Consider the following 20685-nt stretch of genomic DNA (forward strand, 5'->3'; position numbering starts at 1 on the left):
GCCACGCGCAGGAGCGAGACCATGGACGAGTCACGCCTCATTTTCGATTGGAACGAGCTCGAGCCGCGCCGGCGGTTCGACCCCGCAGCCGTCTCCCTCTTCGACGAGACATTGCGCGATGGATTGCAGAATCCATCGGTCATTGCTCCCGCCATCGAGGAAAAACTCGAGATTTTGCACGCCATGAACGATCTCGGCATCCATGCTGCCGACATCGGTCTGCCGGCGAGCTCTCCGCGCGCATTCGACGATTGCCTGCGCATCTGCCGGGAAGTCGAACGCGCGCGATTGCCGATCAAGGTGGCGTGTGCGGGACGCACGATGGTGGGCGACATCATGCCCATGATCGAGCTCTCCCAGCGCGCGGGCATCCCCATCGAGGTTTACGCCTTCATCGGCTCGAGCCCGATTCGGCAATATGCGGAGGACTGGGACGTCGACCTCATCGTGCGGCGCAGTGTCGAGGCCATCGACGCGGCGGTGGACGCGGGTCTCGAGGTCGCCTACGTCACCGAGGACACCACGCGCTCGCGCCCGGAGACGTTGCGGCTCCTGTTTCGCGAGGCCATCGAGCACGGCGCCTCGCGCATTTGTCTTTCCGATACGGTGGGCCATGCCACGCCCGACGGTGTGCAGCAACTGGTGCGATTCACCAAAGAGGTGATCGCGGAAACGGGCGTCCCCAACATCGGCATCGATTGGCATGGCCACAACGACCGCGGCCTGGCCCTCGAGAACTGCGTCCGGGCTCTCGATTGCGGCGTCGACCGCGTGCACGCCACCGCGCTGGGCATCGGCGAACGCGTGGGCAACGTTCCCATGGAACTTCTGCTCATGAATATGAAATTACTCGGCTTGCTCGATCGCGATCTCACCCCCATGATCGACTACGTCGAAACGGTGGCGCGCGCGGTGGGGTGGAGCATTCCCATCAATTACCCCCTCGTGGGGCGCGATGCGTTCCGCACGGCCACCGGCGTCCACGCCGCGGCGATCATCAAGGCGATGGGCAAAGGGGATTCGTGGTTGGCCGACCGCATTTACAGCGGCGTTCCTGCGGGGGTTTTCGGGCGGTCGCAGGAGATCTGCGTGGGCGCGATGAGCGGCGCCTCCAACGTACTTCATTGGCTGCGCAAGCATGACATTGCGCCTTCCGAAGAGCTGGTAACCGAGATTCTGAAGATCGCCAAAACGCGGGACCACATTTTGACCGACGAGGAGTTGCTCGCAATCGCGGGGCGCCCGGAAAGGCACTCGAGACGGTCGTTGCGCGCGTCGAGGGCTTGGCAAGAGGGGCGGGACGGAAGATGAAAGAGCGTATCGTTCGACTCCTCCGAGAGGCACTTGGCCGGGCGCTGCAGTATCCGGGCGACCAGCTGGATTTGCATACCGCGTTTCACCGCTATGGACTCGATTCCATTCGTGCGGTCAAGCTGGCGGCCCAGCTCGCGGAGAGCTCGGAATTGCCGCGCCCGTGCACGCCGGTGCTCTTTTGGGAGTACCCCACGCTGGACGCTCTGGCCTCGTATTTCGCGGGGGAGCCCCGCGCCACGGTGGAAGTGGCGCCTCCGACGGAGCGCACGGACGAGCCCATCGCCGTGGTGGGCATGGCGTGCCGCTTTCCGGGCGCGCCCGATCTACAAGGCTTCTGGCAGCTCCTGCGCGATGGCGTGGATGCCGTGGGCGAGGTGCCGGCCACGCGATGGCTCGGAAGCGCCCCAGGGGACGAGCCCGCGTTGCGCAAGGGCGCGTTTCTCGAGGACGTGGAGGGATTCGACGCGGCGTTTTTCGGGGTTTCACCGCGGGAGGCCGCGGTCATGGACCCGCAGCAGCGGCTGATGCTGGAAATGTCGTGGGCCGCGCTCGAAGACGCGGGGATCTCGCCCGGGGAGCTCGAGGGAACGTCGACGGGCGTGTTCACGGGGGCCATCTGGGCGGACTACGAGACGGTGGTTCGGCGGGCGGGCGAGCACGGGCGTCAGGTGCATACGTCGTCGGGCTTGCACCGCAGCATTTTGGCGAATCGCGTGTCCTACGTGCTCGGCCTGCACGGTCCGAGTCTGTCCATCGATACCGCGTGCTCGTCGGGCCTGGTGGCCGTCCACCTGGCCTGCGAAGCGTTGCACCGCGGTGAGGCAACGTTGGCGCTGGCGGGCGCCGTGAATCTGAATTTGCTCCCGGAGAGCACCATCGAGGTGGCCAAGTTCGGCGCGCTTTCGCCGCACGGCCGGTGCTTCACCTTCGATGCGCGGGCCGATGGCTACGTGCGCGGCGAAGGTGCCGGCGTGGTCGTGCTCAAGCCGCTCTCGCGCGCCCAGGCCGATGGGGACCGCATTTACTGCGTCGTCCGCGGGAGCGCGACCAACAACGATGGCGCGAGCAACGGGCTCACGGCGCCCAACCCGAAGGCCCAAGAGGCGGTGTTGCGCGATGCCTATCGGCGTGCGGGGGTCGCGCCGGCTGCGGTGCACTACGTGGAGGCGCACGGGACGGGGACGCCTCTGGGCGATCCCATCGAGGCGCGGGCGCTGTCCGCGGTCCTCTGCCAGGATCGCGCCGCGGACGCGCCGCTCCGCGTCGGGTCGGTGAAGACGAACATCGGGCACCTGGAGGGCGCCGCCGGAATCGCAGGTTTCATCAAGGCTGCGCTTTCGATTCATCAGGGATTCATCCCGTCGAGTCTCCATTTCGAAAGCCCGAACCCGAACATCGCGTTCGAGGAGTGGCGTCTGCGCGTGCCGCAGTCCACCGAAGCATGGCCCGATGCAGCCACCCCTCGCACCGCCGGGGTGAGCTCGTTCGGCTTCGGCGGCACCAATGCGCACGTCGTTCTCCAGTCGCCGCAGGAGGATCGGGCCGAGCTGTTCACGTTCGAGCGCGGACCGCAACGGGTGGCGGTGGTCGCACGGTCGCGGGAAGAGCGACGCGACCTGTTGGACGCGTTCCTGCGCAACGAGCGCAAACCCGGCCTTCACGCGGGCGAGGCGCGAGCCGCCCGGGGCCCCGTCTTCGTCTTCTCGGGCCAGGGCAAGCAGCGGCCGGGCATGGGGCAGGAGCTGCTCGCGTCCGAACCGGTGTTTCGCGAGACCATCGCGCGCTGCGATGCCTTGGTGCGACGCCACCTCGATTGGTCCTTGCTCGACGAGCTTCGCGCGCCGGCGAGTGCCTCGCGCTTGGACGACGTCAGCGTGGTGCTCCCGACATTGGTGTCGCTGGAGATCGCGCTCGTGGCGCTGTGGCGATCGTGGGGCATTCGCCCGGCCGCGGTCGTGGGCTACAGCTTCGGCGAGATCGCGGCGGCCCACGCGGCGGGAGTGCTCGGGCTCGAGGATGCCATGCTCGTCGCCTGCCACGAGGGACGGCTCGTGCGGCGTACGCACGGGCAGGGCGCGATGGCGCTCGTCGGCCTGTCCTGGGACGAGACGGGCGAGCTTCTCCGTGCGCATCGTGCAGGCCAAGCGCGCATTTTCCCGGCGATCCGCAATTCGACGGCGTCCACGGTCGTCGCGGGAGAACCTGCGGCGCTCGACGCGCTCCTCGCCGATCTCGCGCAGCGCGGCGTGTTCCACCGGCGCGTCGACATGGACGTGGCGCCGCACTCACCGTTCGTGCACGGGCTGCGCGATGAATTCCTGGAGGCCCTGCAGGGCATTCGCCCCGGGCGTGCGTCCATTCCGTTCATGTCGACGCTCGCGGCGTCGTGGCTCGAGGCGGACGATTGCGGTCCCCTGCATTGGGTGCGTAACTTCGTCGAGCCGGTGCAGTTCGCACCGGCGGTGGTGCGCCTCGGGGAGCTCGGGTTCGACACCTTCGTCGAGGTCGGGCCGCACCCGCTGGTGGCGCGCGCCATCGAGTCGACCCTGGAATCGGTCACCGTGCTCGCCACGCTTCACGCGCAACAGGACGAGCGCAGCACGATGCTGGAGACGATGGGTGCCCTCTTCGTCCGTGGCATCGGGCCCGGACCGAAGCCGGACGCGCTGCCCGTGCTGCTGTCGGCCAAGAGCGACGAAGCGCTCCGCGCGCAGGCCGCGCGGTTGCGTGCGCACCTGGAGCAGCACCCCGAGGTCGCCCTCGCCGATATCGCCTTTTCGCTGGCCACGCGCCGCACGCACTTTGCGCACCGCGCAGCCATCGTGGCCGGCGATCGCACGACAGTGGGCGACGCACTGGAGAGCCTGGCCCGAGAAGGGAGCGCCCCCGGCACGGCCCTCGGGCTGGCCGCCGGACCGGGAAAGCTCGTCTTCGTCTTTCCCGGGCAAGGCTCGCAGTGGGCGAACATGGCCGTCTCGCTGCTCGATTCATCGCCCGTGTTCCGCGCGCGCATCGAGGCGTGTGCGCGTGCGCTCGCCCCGCACGTGTCGTGGTCGCTCCTCGCGGTCCTGCGCGGGGAAGAGGGCGCCCCCTCGCTGGACCGGGTCGATGTCGTGCAGCCGGTTCTCTTTGCCGTGATGGTGTCCCTCGCCGCCGTGTGGCAGTCGCTCGGCATCGTGCCCGACGCGGTCGTGGGCCATAGCCAGGGCGAGATCGCGGCCGCGTGCGTGGCGGGTGCTCTCTCGCTGGAGGACGCCGCCAAGGTCGTGGCGCTGCGGGCCCGCACGCTTACCCGGCTCGCGGGCCGCGGCGCCATGGCCTCCGTGGAGCTCGATGCCGCGGAGCTGGAGGCGCGTTTGCAACCGTACGGCGATCGGCTGGCCCTCGCCGCACGCAACAGCCCGCGCTCCGCGTTGGTGTCGGGCGATCCCGATGCCGTCGACGCGTTGGTCGCCGAGTTGAGCGCCGCACAGCGCTTCGCACGCAAGGTGCGCGTGGACTACGCGTCGCACTGCGCGCATATCGATGCCATTGCCGACGAGCTTCGGGAGCAACTCGCCGGGCTGACCCCGCGCGCCCCGGCGGTGCCTCTCTATTCGACGGTCACCGGCTCGAGGCTCGATGGGGCCGAGATGGACGCGGCGTATTGGTTCCACAACATCCGTCAGGGCGTTCGCTTCGTGGAGACCACGCGAAGCCTGCTTGCCGACGGTCATCGCTTCTTCCTCGAGGTGAGCCCCCACCCCGTGCTCAACCTCGCTCTGCGCGAGACCTTCGAGGATGGAGGGCACGCCACCACCGCGGCCGCGGCAGGCTCGCTTCGCCGCAACGAAGGCGAGTTCGCGCGGTTGCTGCTCTCCCTCGGGGAGCTGCATGCACGCGGGCTTCGCGTCGACTGGAACGCGTTCTTCGCGCCGTTCGCCCCGCGGCGGGTCGATCTTCCGACGTATGCCTTCCAACACGCGCGCTATTGGCTGGAGGCCCCGTCGTCGCGCCATGCCGATGTGGCCTCCGCGGGGCTGGCGTCCGCGGAGCATCCGCTCTTGGGCGCGGCCACGCCGCTGGCCGATTCCGACGGGTACCTCTTCACGGCGCGGCTCTCGCTGGAGAGCCATCCGTGGCTCGCCGAGCATCGGGTGTTCGGCGTGCCGGTGCTGCCGGGTACCGCCTTTCTCGAGATTGCGCTGGTGGCGGCGCATCGGCTCGGTCTCGAGCAAGTGGAGGAGCTCACCTTGGAGGCGCCGCTCGCCCTGCCGACCCGGGGTGCGGTCGTGGTGCAGATTTCGCTCGCCGCGCCGGACGAAGCGGGCCGGCGTGCGCTCTCGGTGCATGCGCGCACCGACAACGATGCGCCGTGGACGCGGCATGCGAGCGGGCTTCTCGCACCGCGCGCCGTGGAGGCGCCGTTCGATCTGCGGGCGTGGCCTCCCCCGGGCGCCGTCGCGCAGTCGATCGATGGGATGTACGAGCGGCTCGCCGAGGTGGGGCTCGGCTACGGTCCGAGCTTCCAGGGCCTGCGCGCGGTGTGGACGCGCGGCGAGGAGCTCTTCGCCGAGGCGGAGCTTCCGGAGGCCAAGGAGGCCTCGCTCTTCGGGTTGCATCCTGCGCTGCTCGATGGGGCGCTGCATGCGCTGGTGCCGCGGGGAGCCGACGGTGCGCTCGACGCGGTCATGCCGTTCTCGTGGCAGGGCGTTTCGCTGCGGGCGGTGAACGCCTCGGCGCTGCGCGTGCGCTTCGTGCGGCGGTCCGCCGAGCAGGCTTCGTTGGAGATCGCGGATGCGGGCGGCGAGGCTGTGGCCTCGGTGGAGTCGCTCTCGCTGCGGCCCGCGCGCAAAGGGGTGCGGCGGGCGGATGCGCTTTTGCGTGTCGATTGGATCGAGGCGGCCGGTTCGTCGGCACCCCTCCCGGCATGGGGCGAGCACGATGTCCCGAGCTTGCTGGACGCGCTCGCGAAGGGAACCTCGTTGCCGGAGGTCGTCCTCGTGTCCTTCCGCCCGACGGAAACGGCCGACGTCGTGCGCGATGCCCATGCGGCCACCGAGGAGGCCCTCGCGCTGCTTCGCGCATGGCTCACCGAGGAGCGCCTCGCCTCGACGGCGCTGGTGGTGCTCACGGAGCGCGCCATCGCCGCACGGCCGGGTGACGACGTTCGCGACCTCGTGCATGCGCCGATTTGGGGGCTCGTGCGCTCGGCGCAGAGCGAACACCCCGAGCGCACCCTCGTGCTGGTCGACACCGACGGCAGCGAGGCCTCGCGCCGTGCGCTCCACGGCGTGCTCGATGGAGAACCTCAGGTCGCGCTTCGCGAAGGACACCGCCTCGTTCCACGGCTGGCGCGCGTGCAACGGGACGACGCGCTCGCTCCGCCGCCCGATGCGGCGTGGCGCCTCGACATTCCCGCGAAGGGCACGCTCGAGAGCCTCGCGCTGGTTCCGTACCCCGACGCCGCGGCCCCGCTCGCACATGGGCAGGTTCGCGTCGCACTGCGCGCAGCAGGGCTCAATTTCCGCGACGTGTTCGACGCGCTGGGCATGCTCCCGGATGATTGGGGGCGGCGGCTCGGCTCCGAGGGTGCCGGCGTGGTCACCGAGGTTGGCCCCGGCGTGGTCGACTTCGTACCGGGCGATCGCGTGATGGGTCTCTTCGACGCCGCCTTCGCGCCCGTCGCCGTGAGCGACCATCTCCGGCTCGTGCGGATGCCGCGCGGGTGGTCCTTCGTGCAGGCCGCGAGCGCGCCCATCGTGTTTCTCACGGCGTACTACGCGCTGGTCGACCTCGGGCGCCTTCGCCCCGGCGAGCGCGTGCTGGTTCACGCGGGGGCGGGGGGCGTCGGCACGGCGGCCCTGCAGATCGCGCGGCACCTGGGCGCGGAGGTTTTCGCCACCGCGAGCCCGGGCAAGTGGGACGCGCTGCGAGCCTTCGGCTTGGACGAGGCCCACATCGCCTCGTCGCGCACCTTGGATTTCGAGCCGCACTTCCGCGATACGACGCAAGGCCATGGGTTCGACGTCGTCCTCGATTGCCTGGCGCGCGAGTTCGTCGATGCGTCGCTTCGCCTGGTGGCGCCGGGCGGCCGTTTCCTGGAAATGGGAAAGAGCGATATCCGCGATTCGCTGGAGGTGGCATCCGCGCATCCGGGTACGATGTACCGCGCGTTCGATCTGTTCGACGCCGGCGCCGAGCGCATCCAGCAGATGCTCGGTGAGCTGCGGGCGCTGTTCGAGCGCGGCATTCTTCGTCCGCCGCCGATCACGACGTTCGACATGCAGCGCGCCGTTCCAGCCTTTCGCGGTCTCGCGCAAGCGCGCCACGTGGGCAAGCTCGTCTTCACGTTGCCGCGAACCCTCGGCGCAACGGCCCATGGCACGGTGCTGGTCACCGGCGGGACGGGAACCTTGGGTGCGCTGCTGGCACGTCATTTGGTGACTCAGTATGGGGTGAAGCACCTTCTACTGCTCTCACGGCGCGGCCCGGAGGCCCCGGGTCGCGAAGCGCTGCAGCACGAGCTGGAAGCTGCGGGTGCTTCCGTGACGTTCGCGGCATGCGATGCCTCGAACCGGGGGGCGCTCGAAGCGCTGCTGGGGTCCATTCCCGCGGACCGCCCGCTCGCCGCGGTCGTGCATGCGGCGGGGACGCTCGACGATGGGCTGATCACCGACCTCACACCGGAACGCTTGCACGCGGTTCTGCGGACCAAGATCGATGGCGCCGTGCATTTGCACGAGCTCACGCGGGAGCTCGATTTGGACGCCTTCGTTCTCTTCGCGTCCATCTCGGGCGTGCTCGGTGGGCCCGGGCAGGCCAACTACGCCGCGGCGAACGTGTTCCTCGATGCCCTGGCGCACCATCGCCGGGCGCGCGGCCTTCCCGCGGTGTCGCTCGACTGGGGGTACTGGGCCGAGCGAACGGGATTGACGGCGCACCTCACCGAGCAGGATCTCCGCCGCATGGCGCGCGGCGGGCTGCGTGCGCTCTCGTCGGACGAGGGACTCGCCCTCTTCGACGCGGCGGTCTCGGGCCTCGATGCGGCGGTGGTTCCCGCGGCGTTCGATGCCGCCGCGCTCCGCGGCGAAACGCCGGCCCCGATGCTGCGCGGTCTGGTGCGAACGGTGGTGACCCGCAAGGTGGTCGCTCAGGATACGCAGGCGGCCACGCTCGAGCAGCGCCTGGCCTCGTTGCCGGAGGCCGAGCGCGAACGCGCGCTGTTCGAGATCGTTCGCACGGAGGTGGGCACGGTGCTCGGGTTGCCGGCATCGGGCGTGCTCGATGGGAATCGTCCACTGCGCGAGCACGGGCTCGATTCGCTGATGGCCGTGGAGCTGCGCAACCGGCTGGGCGCGGCTGTTGGATTGCGGCTGCCGGCAACGTTGCTGTTCGATCATCCCACGCCGCAGGCGGTGGTGCGATTTCTGACGACGCAGCTCGTGGGTCCGAGCACGGAGCCTGGAGAGCACCGCACCGTGGTCGCGTCGAGCTCCACGGAGGATCCGATCGCCATCGTGGCCATGAGTTGCCGCTTTCCGGGCGGCGTGCACACGCCCGAGGAGTTGTGGCAGTTGCTCGTCGAGGGCAAGGACGCCATCTCGAGCTTTCCGGAGAACCGAGGGTGGGAGCTGGACATGCTTCGCGATGCAGGCAAAAGCTTCGCGCAGGCGGGCGGGTTCCTGCACGACGCGGACCGCTTCGATCCGGCGTTTTTCGGCATCAGCCGGCGTGAGACGTTGGCCATCGATCCGCAGCAGCGGCTGCTGCTCGAGACGGCATGGGAAGCGTTCGAGCGCGCGGGCCTCGACCCGTTGACGCTTCAAGGGACGTCGTGCGGTGTCTTCGTGGGGATCTTCGAGAACGGGTACATCACGCAGCGGGTCCATGCGGGGCTCGAGGATCTGCGCGGGTACATCAGCACGGGGAGCTTCGGGAGCGTGGCCTCGGGACGCATCGCGTACACGCTGGGGCTCGAGGGACCGGCCATCAGCGTGGATACGGCGTGCAGCTCGTCGCTGGTCTCGCTGCACCTTGCGAGCCGTGCGTTGCGCCAGGGCGAGTGCTCGCTGGCGTTGGTCGGTGGGGTCACTGTGATGGCCACGCCATCGACGTTCCTGGAGATGAACACCGACAGCGCCGGGGCGCCCGACGGGCGATGCAAGGCGTTCTCGGCCGACGCCGATGGGGCGGGTTGGTCCGAGGGCGTGGGTATGCTGCTTTTGGAGCGGCTCTCCGATGCGCAGCGCCATGGGCATCCCGTGCTCGCGGTCGTGCGGGGATCGGCTGTGAACCAGGATGGGAGGAGCCAAGGGCTCACGGCGCCGAATGGGCCGGCGCAGGAAAGGGTGATTCGGCAGGCGCTCGCCAATGCGGGCGTGACTGCGGATGTGATCGACGCGGTGGAGGCGCATGGGACGGGGACGGCGCTGGGGGATCCCATCGAGGCGCAGGCGCTCTTGGCGACATATGGATCGGCGCACTCCGAGGAGAGGCCCGTTTGGCTCGGGAGCCTGAAGTCCAATATGGGGCATACGCAAGCCGCCGCGGGGGTGGGCGGGATCATGAAGATGGTGCTGGCGCTGCAGCATGGGCTCTTGCCGAAGACGCTGCATGCCGAACGGCCTTCGGAGCATGTCGATTGGTCGACGGGGACGCTGCGGCTGTTGACCGAGGCGGTGCCTTGGCCGGCGCGGGATGGGGCGCGGCGCGCGGCGGTGTCGTCGTTTGGGATTTCCGGGACCAATGCGCATGTCGTGTTGGAAGAGGCGCCCCCCCTCCCCGGCCCTCCCCCGGGGGGGGAGGGTGCCGTTACGGCGGTTCCCGTCGTGGTGCTCCTCTCGGCCAAGAGTGAAGCGGCGTTGCGGGCCCAAATTGAGCGGCTGCATGCGCATCTCGTGCAGCAGCCTGAGTTCGGGATCGTCGATGTGGCGTTCTCGCTCGCCACCACGCGATCCCACTTCGAGCATCGTGCCACCTTCGTCGCGACGGACCGCGATGCCTTGCTCGATGCACTGGCGAACGCCGTTACGGCTCCCTCCCCCCCCGGGGGAGGGTCGGGGTGGGGGAGCGGAAAGCTCGCCGTCCTCTTCACCGGCCAAGGCAGCCAACGCCACGGCATGGGCCGCGCCCTCCATGATGCCTTCCCCGTCTTCCGCGACGCCTTCGACGCCGTCTGCAGCCGCTTCGACCCCCAGGTCCGCGACGTCGTCTTCTCCGATGACGAGCGACTCCATCAGACCCTCTTCGCACAGACCTCCCTCTTCGCCCTCGAGGTCGCCCTCTTTCGCCTCTTCGAGTCCTGGGGCCTCGTTCCCGATGCCTTGCTCGGCCACTCCATCGGTGAGCTCACCGCCGCCCACGTCGCAGGCGTCCTCTCCCTCGACGATGCCTGCACCCTCGTCTCTGCGCGCGCTCGCCTCATGCAGGACCTCCCCCAAGACGGCGCCATGTTTGCCATCGAAGCCTCCGAGGACGAAATCGTCGCACTCGGCCACGCAGACTCCATCGCCGCACTCAATTCCCCTTCCTCCACCGTCGTCAGCGGCCCCGAAGACCACGTCCTCGCCATCGCTCAACACTTCTCCGCACTCGGCCGCAAGACCTCCCGCTTGCGCACCAGCCACGCCTTTCACTCCCACCTCATGGACGGCATGCTCGACGCTTTCCGTCGCGTCGCCCAAGGCCTGACCTTTCACCCTCCCCGTATCCCCATCGTCTCCAACCTCACGGGCACCCGCGCACTCGACGACGAGCTCTGCTCCCCCGAGTACTGGGTCCGTCATGTCCGCCACGCGGTGCGCTTCGTCGATGGTGTCCGCTCCCTCGCCGCCGACGGCGTCTCCACCTTCCTCGAGCTCGGGCCCCACGGTGTCCTCTCCGCTCTCTCCAACGAGGGCACGTTCATCCCCTCGCTGCGCAACAAGCACGACGACGTCTTCTCCCTCGTCTCGGCGCTCGGAGCGCTCCACGCGCGGGGTGTCGCGCTCGATTGGAATGCCTTCTTCACCCCCTTTCAACCACGGCGCGTGACTCTCCCCACCTACGCCTTCCAGCGCGAGCGCTACTGGCTCCATGCCCCCAAAGCCACATCGCATACACCGGCCGGGCGTTACGCGCTCGCAGGGCGAAGGATCGATCTTCCCGATGGCTCCGTCCTCCATACCGTCGATGTCGGCCCCGGCGCGCAGCGTTACCTGGCGGACCACTCCGTGCATGGGCACATCGTTCTTGCGGGTGCGTTCCATACGGCGATTCTCCTCGCCGTCGCCGAATCGCACTGGCCCGATCGCGCGCTCGAGTTGCGCAATGTGCAGTTCGTTCGGCCACTGATCTTCGAGCACCCGACGGAGGTCGTCGCGGTTCATGTCCAGCTCACGCCGGCGGGGGAGGGCTTCGCGGTCACGCTGTCCACCCATCGTGGCAACGTTTGGACGACCCATGTCACGGCCGCCATCGCTCCCGCGCAGGACGATGCGCCGGTGCGCGGGGCGCCGTACGATTTGACCGTTGGTCAAGACGACGGCGCGGTGGAGGCGTTGCTCGAGTCGATGCGCCGGCTCGCCGTCGATTGGGGGCCGCAATGGCACTGGCTTCGCCGGCTTACCCACGTGCAGGCGGATACGACGCTCGGGTACTTGGGTGTGCCGGACGGCGTGCCGACGGACGATGCGCCCATTCCGGGAGGTCTCCTCGACAGCGCGTTCGGCGTGGGGATCCCGACCCTCGGTGTGGCGGAGGGCGAAGCGCCCTGGGTGGCCTTCGGCATCGAGAAGCTCGTGTGGCACGGACACCGCGTGACGCCGTGCTGGGCCGATTTTCTCCTGCGGGACGGCGCCATGGGCGACATCTCCTTGTGGGATGCAGGCGGTTCGCGCGTCGCCACCATCACCGGGTTTGCCGCCCGCCGCGCGCCCGTCGAGCGCTTCCTCTCGGACCAAACGGCACGCCACCTTTACGAGCTCGCGTGGAGCGAGGTCCCTCGCTCGGGCGATGCACCGCTGCGCAATCCCTTCGTGGTGCACGTCCGGGCGCCCGACACCGCCGACGTCGTCTCCGCCGCGCACCGGGCCACCGAGGATGCCCTCGCGCAGCTGCAAACGTGGCTCGCGGATCCGCAATCCGCCTCGCGCCCTCTCGTGGTGGTCACCCACCGCGCCGTCGCCACATCCCCCGACGAAGATGTGCTCGATCTCGTCCACGCCCCCATCTGGGGACTCCTCCGCTCCGCACAAGCCGAAAACCCGGACCGGGCCATCCTTCTCGTCGACTCCGACGACGAGCCCTCCTCCGAGCTGCCGGCGCTCGATCCCTCCGAGCCCCACGTCGCCTTCCGCAACGGCCGACGGTTCGTCCCTCGCCTCGCCCGCGCCCCCTCCACCGACCTTCCCGCGCCAAGCCTCCGCGGCACCGTCCTCATCACCGGTGGAACCGGCTCCCTCGGTGCCTTGCTCGCTCGCCATCTCGTTTCCAAGCACGGCGTTCGCAACCTCCTCCTCACCTCCCGACAAGGCCCCGCCGCACCCGCCGCCGACGACCTTCAACGCGAACTGGAAGTCCTCGGCGCCTCCGTCTCCATCGTCGCCTGCGATGCCTCCGACCGCGCGGCCTTGCAATCCCTGCTCGACGAACACCCCATCGGCGCCGTCGTTCACGCCGCAGGAACCATCGACGACGGATTGCTCGCTTCCCTCACACCCGAGCGCCTCCACTCCGTCTTGCGCTCCAAGCTCGACGCCGCCTTTCACCTGCACGAGCTCACCCAACACCTCCACCTCGACGCCTTCATCCTCTTCTCCTCCCTCTCCGGCGTCCTCGGCGGACCGGGCCAAGCCAACTACGCCGCCGCCAATGCCTTCCTCGATGCCCTCGCCCATCACCGCAAAGCACGCGGCCTTCCCGCGCTCTCCCTCGACTGGGGGCACTGGGCCCACAAGAGCGGCCTCACCGCCCACCTCTCCGACGCCGACCTTCGACGCATGGCCCGCAATGGCGTCCGCTCCCTCTCCACAGACGAAGCCCTCGCCCTCTTCGACGCCGCCCTTGCCCTTCCCAACGCCGCTCTCGTCCCGGCATCCCTCGACCTCCGCGCACTCACACGCACCACCAAGGTCCCCGCACGCGCATCGCTGCATCAGCAACTTCGCTCGCTCTCGTCCACCGAGCGGGAGCGAGCGCTCTTCGAGTTGGTTCGCACCGAGGTGGGCACGGTGCTCGGTTTGCCCGCGTCGGAGCCTCTCGATGGGCAGCGTCCCTTCCAGGAGCTGGGGCTCGATTCGCTCATGGCGGTCGAACTGCGGAATCGACTCGGGACGGCGGCCGGGCTGCAACTGCCCACCACGTTGCTCTTCGATTACCCCACGCCGCGGGATCTGACGAATCTCCTTCTCGAGAAGCTCGACGTGCGCGATGAGGTGGCTGCGCCTGCCGCGGCGTCGGAGCTCGATCGCATCGAGAGGACGCTGTTGGCGCTGCATGCGAACGAGAGCCTGCGCGATGGGCTGATGACGCGCATGCAAGCGCTTTTGCAAACATGGTCCGTGCAGCAAGACGCGCCCGCGGACGGCCAGCTCGCCGACCAGCTGCGATCGGCCAGCAACGAGGAACTCTTGAAGATGTTCGACCAGGAATTTGCCCTCGCCGAGGGACCCAACGCATGACGCCCATGGAAGCCCAGCTTCGCCAACGGCTCGAGCAGGCCATCGTCGAGCTGCACCAGCGCCGACAGAGCATGAAGGAGGCGGAGGAGAAGGCGCGCGAGCCCATTGCCATCGTGGCGATGGGGTGCAGGTTCCCGGGTGGGGTGCAGGCGCCCGAGGACCTCTGGGCGCTGCTCCTCGAAGCCCGAGATGCCATCTCGGGCTTTCCCGACAACCGAGGTTGGGATCTCGATGGGCTCTGCGATTCCGATCCCAATGCGGCAGGGAAGACCTACGCGTGCGAAGGCGGGTTTCTCTACGATGCGGACCGCTTCGATCCGGGCTTCTTCGGGATCAGCCCGCGCGAGACGTTGGCCATCGATCCGCAGCAGCGGCTGCTCCTCGAGACGGCCTGGGAGACGCTCGAGCGCGCGGGGTTGGACCCGGCCGCGCTGCAGCGCACGCCGACCGGTGTCTTCGTGGGCATTTGCCATAGCGATTACGGCGCACGGCTGGTGCGCTCGCCCGACGATCTCGAAGGGTACGTCGGGATAGGGAGCTCGCCGAGCGTGGCCTCGGGGCGGATTGCGTACGCGTTGGGTCTCAAGGGGCCGGCGATCAGCATCGATACGGCGTGCAGTTCGTCGTTGGTGTCGATCCATCTCGCGTGCCAGGCGTTGCGTCAGGGTGAGTGCTCCCTCGCACTCGCGGGTGGTGTCACCGTGATGGCCACGCCCGGGATGTTCGTCGAGTTCAGCCGGCAGCGCGCGCTGTCGCCCGAGGGTCGGTGCAAGTCGTTCTCGGCCGACGCCCATGGGACGGGGTGGGCCGAAGGGGTGGGCATGCTGCTCTTGGAGCGGCTCTCCGATGCGCAGCGACAGGGGCATCCCGTGCTCGCCGTCGTGCGGGGCTCCGCGGTCAATCAGGATGGAAAGAGCCAAGGGCTCACCGCCCCCAATGGGCCCGCGCAGAAGCGGGTCATTCAGCAGGCGCTCGAGAGCGCGCGGCTTTCCGCGGCCGACGTGGATGCCGTCGAGGCGCACGGGACAGGGACGGCGCTGGGGGATCCCATCGAGGCGCAGGCGCTCTTGGCGACGTATGGGGCTGCGCACTCCAAGGAGAAGCCGGTTTGGCTGGGGAGCCTGAAGTCCAATTTGGGGCACATGCAAGGTGCCGCGGGGGTGGGGGGTGTCATCAAGATGGTGCTCGCGTTGCGGCATGGGCTCTTGCCGAGGACGCTGCATGCGGAGCAGCCGTCGCCGCACATCGATTGGTCGACGGGGACGTTGCGGCTGTTGACCGACGCGGTGCCTTGGCCGGCGCGGGATGGGGCGCGGCGCGCGGCGGTGTCGTCGTTTGGGATTTCCGGGACCAATGCGCATGTCGTGTTGGAAGAGGCGCCCCCCCTCCCCGGCCCTCCCCCTCCGGGGGAGGGTGCCGTTGCGGCGTTTGCCGTCCCTGTGCTCCTGTCGGCGAAGAGTGAAGCGGCGTTGCGGGCCCAAGCCGAGCGGCTGCGTGCGCACTTGGTGCAGCATCCGGAGTTACGCGCCGTCGATGTAGCCTTTTCGCTCGCCACCACCCGCTCCCACTTCGAGCATCGTGCGGCGTTCGTCGCGGCGGATCGCGACGCCTTGCTCGACGCACTGGCGAACGCCGTTACGGCTCCCTCCCCCCCCGGGGGAGGGTCGGGGTGGGGGAGCGGAAAGCTCGCCGTCCTCTTTACCGGCCAAGGCAGCCAACGCCACGGCATGGGCCGCGCCCTCCATGATGCCTTCCCCGTCTTCCGCGACGCCTTCGACGCCGTCTGCAGCCGCTTCGACCCCCAGGTCCGCGACGTCGTCTTCTCCGATGACGAGCGACTCCATCAGACCCTCTTCGCGCAAACCTCCCTCTTCGCTCTCGAAGTGGCACTCTTTCGCCTCTTCGAATCCTGGGGACTCGTTCCCGACGTCTTGCTCGGACACTCCATCGGTGAGCTCTCCGCCGCCCATGTCGCAGGCGTCCTCTCCCTCGACGACGCCTGCACCCTCGTCTCCGCACGCGCTCGCCTCATGCAAGACCTCCCTCAAGACGGCACCATGATCGCCCTTCAAGCCTCCGAGGACGAACTCCTCGCCCTGGGCCATGGCCATTCCATCGCCGCCCTCAATTCCCCTTCCTCCACCGTCATCAGCGGCCCCGAAGACCACGTCCTCGCCATCGCCCAACACTTCTCCGCACTCGGCCGCAAGACCTCCCGCTTGCGCACCAGCCACGCCTTTCACTCCCACCTCATGGACGGCATGCTCGACGCCTTTCGTCGCGTCGCCCAAGGCCTGACCTTTCACCCTCCCCGCATCCCCATCGTCTCCAACCTCACCGGCAAGCGCGCGCTCGACCACGACCTCTGCTCCCCCGAATACTGGGTCCGTCATGTCCGACACGCGGTGCGCTTCGTCGACGGCGTCCGCTCCCTCGCCTCCGACGGCGTCTCCACCTTCCTCGAGCTCGGGCCCAACGGCGTCCTTTCCGCTCTCGCCAGCGAGACCCTCTCCGAAGAAGGCTCCTTCCTCCCTGCCCTGCGCAACAAGCACGATGACGTCCTCTCCCTCGTCTCGGCGCTCGCAGCCCTGCACGCGCGCGGTACCTCCCTCGATTGGAATACCTTCTTCGCCCCCCTCCAACCACGCCGCGTGCCTCTCCCCACCTACGCTTTCCAACGGGAGCGCTACTGGCTCGATGCCCCCAAAGCCACATCGCATACGCCGGCCGGCCGCTATCCACTCGCGGGACGACGAATCGATCTTCCGGACGGCTCCGTCCTCCATACCGTCGACGTCGGGCCGGCCGTCCAACCTTACCTGGCCGATCACGTTGTCCATGGGCATATCGCCATACCGGGCGCGTTCTATCTGGCCATTTTGCTCGCCGTCGCGGAATCGCATTGGCCTGATGTTGCTCTCGAGCTGCGCGATGTGCAGTTTGCGCGGGCGCTCGTTTTCGAGCGCGCGTCCGAGAGCATCTCGCTGCAGGTGCAGCTCACTCCGTCGGGGGAAGCGTTCGCGGCGACGATTTCCAGCCGGCGCGGTGACGTGTGGACCACGCATGTCACGGCCATGGTCGGGTACCTTCGTGATGCGCCACCGGCGCGCGTCGCGCCCTATGATTTGAATGCGCGCCACGATTCGGGGGCCGTGGACGAGTTGCTCGAGTCGCTGCGAAGGCTCTCCGTCGATTGGGGACCGCGGTGGCCGTGGCTTCGAGGGATCACGCCGGTGCGGGAAGGCGGCGGGTTCGGGTACTTGGAAGCGCCCGAAGGCGTGCCCACGGACGATGCGCCTCTCCCGTGCATCCTCGTCGACAACGCCTTCGGGGGCATCGCTTGGGCGACGGGGCTTGCGAAGCTCGATGTTCCGTTGCTGCCCTTCGCCGTGGAGCGGCTCGTTTGGTACGGGCACCGAGCCTCGGCCAGCTGGGCCGACTTCCTTCTGCGCGACCAGGTGCAGGCGGATCCCGATGCCGTCGTGGGCGATATCTCGCTCTGGGACGCCGGTGGCTCGCCCGTTGCCACCATCACTGGATTTACCGCTCGCCGTGCCCCGGCCGAGCGCTTTCTTCCGGACTCGAGCGCGCGCCATCTTTACGAGCTCGCGTGGAGCGAGGCCCCACGCGCGAACGAGGCGCCCCTCCGCGAGCCGGTCATCGTTCGTCTCGCCCACCGACCCTCCACCGATGTCGTCGCCGACGCGCACCGGGCCGCCGAACACGCGCTCGCGCAGGTCCAAGCGTGGCTCGCCGACTCGGCCTCACGCCCCCTCGTGGTGGTCACCCACCGCGCCATCGCCACCTCCTCCGACGAGGATGTGCTCGATCTCGTCCACGCCCCCATTTGGGGGCTCCTCCGCTCCGCCCAGGCCGAAAACCCAGACCGGGCCATCCTTCTCGTCGACTCCGACGACGACCCCTCCTCCGAGCTGCCGGCGCTCGATCCCTCCGAGCCCCACGTCGCCTTCCGCAACGGCCGGCGACTCGTCCCTCGCCTCGCCCGCGCCTCCTCCACCGCCCTTCCCGCGCCAAGCCTCCGCGGCACCGTCCTCATCACCGGTGGAACCGGCTCCCTCGGCGCCTTGCTCGCCCGCCATCTCGTTTCCAAGCACGGCGTTCGCAACCTCCTCCTCACCTCCCGACAAGGCCCCGCCGCACCCGCCGCCGACAACCTTCAACGCGAACTCGAAGTCCTCGGCGCCTCCGTCTCCATCGTCGCCTGCGATGCCTCCGACCGCGCGGCCTTGCAATCCCTGCTCGCCGAACACCCCATCGGCGCCGTCGTTCACGCCGCAGGGACCATCGACGACGGAGTGCTCGCTTCCCTCACACCCGAGCGCCTCCACTCCGTCTTGCGCTCCAAGCTCGACGCCGCCTTTCACCTGCACGAGCTCACCCAACACCTCCACCTCGACGCCTTCATCCTCTTCTCCTCCCTCTCCGGCGTCCTCGGTGGACCGGGCCAAGCCAACTACGCCGCCGCCAATGCCTTCCTCGATGCCCTCGCCCATCACCGCAAAGCACGCGGCCTTCCCGCGCTCTCCCTCGACTGGGGGCACTGGGCCCACAAGAGCGGCCTCACCGCCCACCTCTCCGACGCCGACCTTCGACGCATGGCCCGCAATGGCGTCCGCTCCCTCTCCACAGACGAAGCCCTCGCCCTCTTCGACGCCGCCCTTGCCCTTCCCAACGCCGCTCTCGTCCCGGCATCCCTCGACCTCCGCGCACTCACACGCACCACCAAGGCACCTGCGCCCGCGTCCATCCAACAGCGCTTGCTCCCGCTCGCACCCGAGGCGCGGGAGCGCATGCTCCTGGAGCTGGTGCGCGCCGAGATTGGCGCCGTGCTCGGGCTTCGTTCGCCCAGTGGCGTGGGGCCCCATCAGCCCCTTCAGGAGCTGGGGCTCGATTCGCTCATGGCGGTCGAACTGCGGAATCGACTCGGGGCGGCGGTCGGGTTGCGCCTTCCTGCCACGCTGCTCTTCGACCATCCCACGCCCGCGGCGTTGGTGAAGCTGTTTCTCGAAAAGCTCGTGCCGAATGAGACCGACGCGGAGCCGCCTCTCGTGGCGGAGCTCGATCGACTCGAACGCGTGCTCGACTCCATGATCGGAAATGACAATGCGCGCGCCACCGTGGTGACGCGTTTGCGCACGCTGCTCTCGCGGTGGGGTGCTGTGGATAGCGATCTCGAAGCTGCAAGCGACGAACAACTTTTCGCGTCCTTCGACGAGGAATTCGCAGGATTGGGACAATGACGACGAACGAGGACAACCTCCGCGCGTACCTCAAGCAGGCGATGAGCGAGCTTCGGCATGCGCGCCAGCGGCTCGAGGCCGTGGAACGCGATGCGCACGAGCCCATTGCGATCGTGGCCATGAGCTGCCGCTTTCCCGGAGGCGTGCGCACGCCGGACGATCTATGGCAACTCTTGCTCGAAGGCCGGGACGTCATTTCGGGGTTTCCCGAGGCTCGCGGCTGGAGTGTCGACGAGCTGTACGATCCGGATCCCGACGCCGCCGGCAAGTGCTACGCGCGGGAGGGCGGGTTTCTCTACGACGCGGATCATTTCGATCCGGCGTTCTTCGGGATCAGTCGGCGGGAGACGCTGGCCGTCGATCCGCAGCAGCGGCTCTTGCTGGAAACGGCGTGGGAGACCCTCGAGCGCGCAGGGATCGCGCCGGCGTCGCTTCAAGGCTCTCGCACGGGGGTGTTCGTCGGCATCATGTACGACGACTACGGCACGCGCTTGCAGCAGACGCCGGGCGACATCGAGGGCTACATCGGCACGGGCAGCGCGCCCAGTGTGGCCTCGGGGCGCATCGCATACACGCTGGGGCTGGAGGGACCGGCGGTGAGCATCGACACGGCTTGCAGTTCGTCGTTGCTTTCACTGCACCTCGCCTGCCATGCGCTGCGCCAGGGAGAATGTTCGCTGGCGCTCGCGGGGGGCGTCACCGTGATGGCCACCCCGGGGATCTTCCTCGCATTCAGCCGCCAGCGCGGGCTCGCCCCCGATGGACGTTGCAAAGCGTTTTCCGCCGACGCCAATGGGGCAGGCTGGTCCGAGGGTGTGGGCATGCTGCTCCTGGAGCGGCTCTCCGATGCGCAGCGGCACGGGCATCCCGTGCTCGCCGTCGTGCGGGGCTCCGCGGTCAATCAGGATGGAAAGAGCCAAGGGCTCACCGCCCCCAATGGGCCCGCGCAGGAACGGGTCATTCGCCAGGCGCTCGAGAGCGCGCGGCTTTCCGCAGCCGACGTGGATGCCGTCGAGGCGCATGGGACGGGGACCGCGCTGGGCGATCCCATCGAGGCGCAGGCGCTTTTTGCGACGTATGGCGCGGCACACTCGAAGGAGAAGCCGCTTTGGCTGGGGAGCCTGAAGTCCAATTTGGGGCACACGCAGGCGGCCGCCGGGGTGGCCAGCGTGATGAAGATGGTTTTGGCGCTCCAGCATGGGCTTTTGCCGAAGACGCTGTACGCCGAGCGGCCGTCGCCGCACATCGATTGGTCGCCGGGGACCGTGCGGTTGTTGAGCGAGCCGGTGGTTTGGGAAGCCTATGGGCAGATGCGGCGGGCGGCGGTGTCGTCGTTTGGGGTTTCCGGGACCAATGCGCATGTCGTGTTGGAAGAAGCGCCGCCCCTCCCCAGCCCCTGCGTTGAAAGTCGGCCGCCGCAAGCGGCGGACCTCCGGCGGGGGGGGAGGGTGCCGTAACGGCGTTCCCGG

The 20685-nt window shown here is 68.7% G+C and carries 4 protein-coding genes; all 4 read left to right on the plus strand.

All coding sequences use genetic code 11. The features are described from left to right. Nucleotides 1-21: 21 nt before the first annotated feature. The 4 genes from LVJ94_33025 to LVJ94_33040 are packed head-to-tail and all read left to right on the plus strand — an operon-like array spanning nucleotide 22 to nucleotide 20673. The gene (locus LVJ94_33025) at nucleotides 22-1311 is read left to right on the plus strand and encodes a LeuA family protein (GenBank protein ID WXB01726.1); all 1290 of its coding nucleotides are present in this window, start codon (nucleotides 22-24) and stop codon (nucleotides 1309-1311) included. Further along, nucleotides 1308-13955 carry an SDR family NAD(P)-dependent oxidoreductase gene (locus tag LVJ94_33030; GenBank protein ID WXB01727.1) on the plus strand — a complete coding sequence of 4216 codons (12648 nt, stop codon included), beginning with the start codon at nucleotides 1308-1310 and terminating at the stop codon, nucleotides 13953-13955. Before LVJ94_33025 ends, LVJ94_33030 begins: the two co-directional genes overlap by 4 nt. Continuing rightward, nucleotides 13952-19216, plus strand: a complete 5265-nt coding sequence (locus LVJ94_33035) for a type I polyketide synthase (GenBank protein ID WXB01728.1) — start codon at nucleotides 13952-13954, stop codon at nucleotides 19214-19216. Before LVJ94_33030 ends, LVJ94_33035 begins: the two co-directional genes overlap by 4 nt. Then, entirely contained in the window at nucleotides 19213-20673 is a 1461-nt protein-coding gene (locus LVJ94_33040) for a polyketide synthase docking domain-containing protein (protein WXB01729.1), read from the plus strand. The genes LVJ94_33035 and LVJ94_33040 overlap by 4 nt, the downstream gene beginning before the upstream one ends. The last annotated feature ends 12 nt before the right edge of the window (nucleotides 20674-20685 follow it).

It is taken from the genome of Sorangiineae bacterium MSr11367, from assembly GCA_037157805.1.
GTDB classification, from domain to species: Bacteria; Myxococcota_A; Polyangia; order Polyangiales; family Polyangiaceae; genus Pendulispora; species Pendulispora rubella.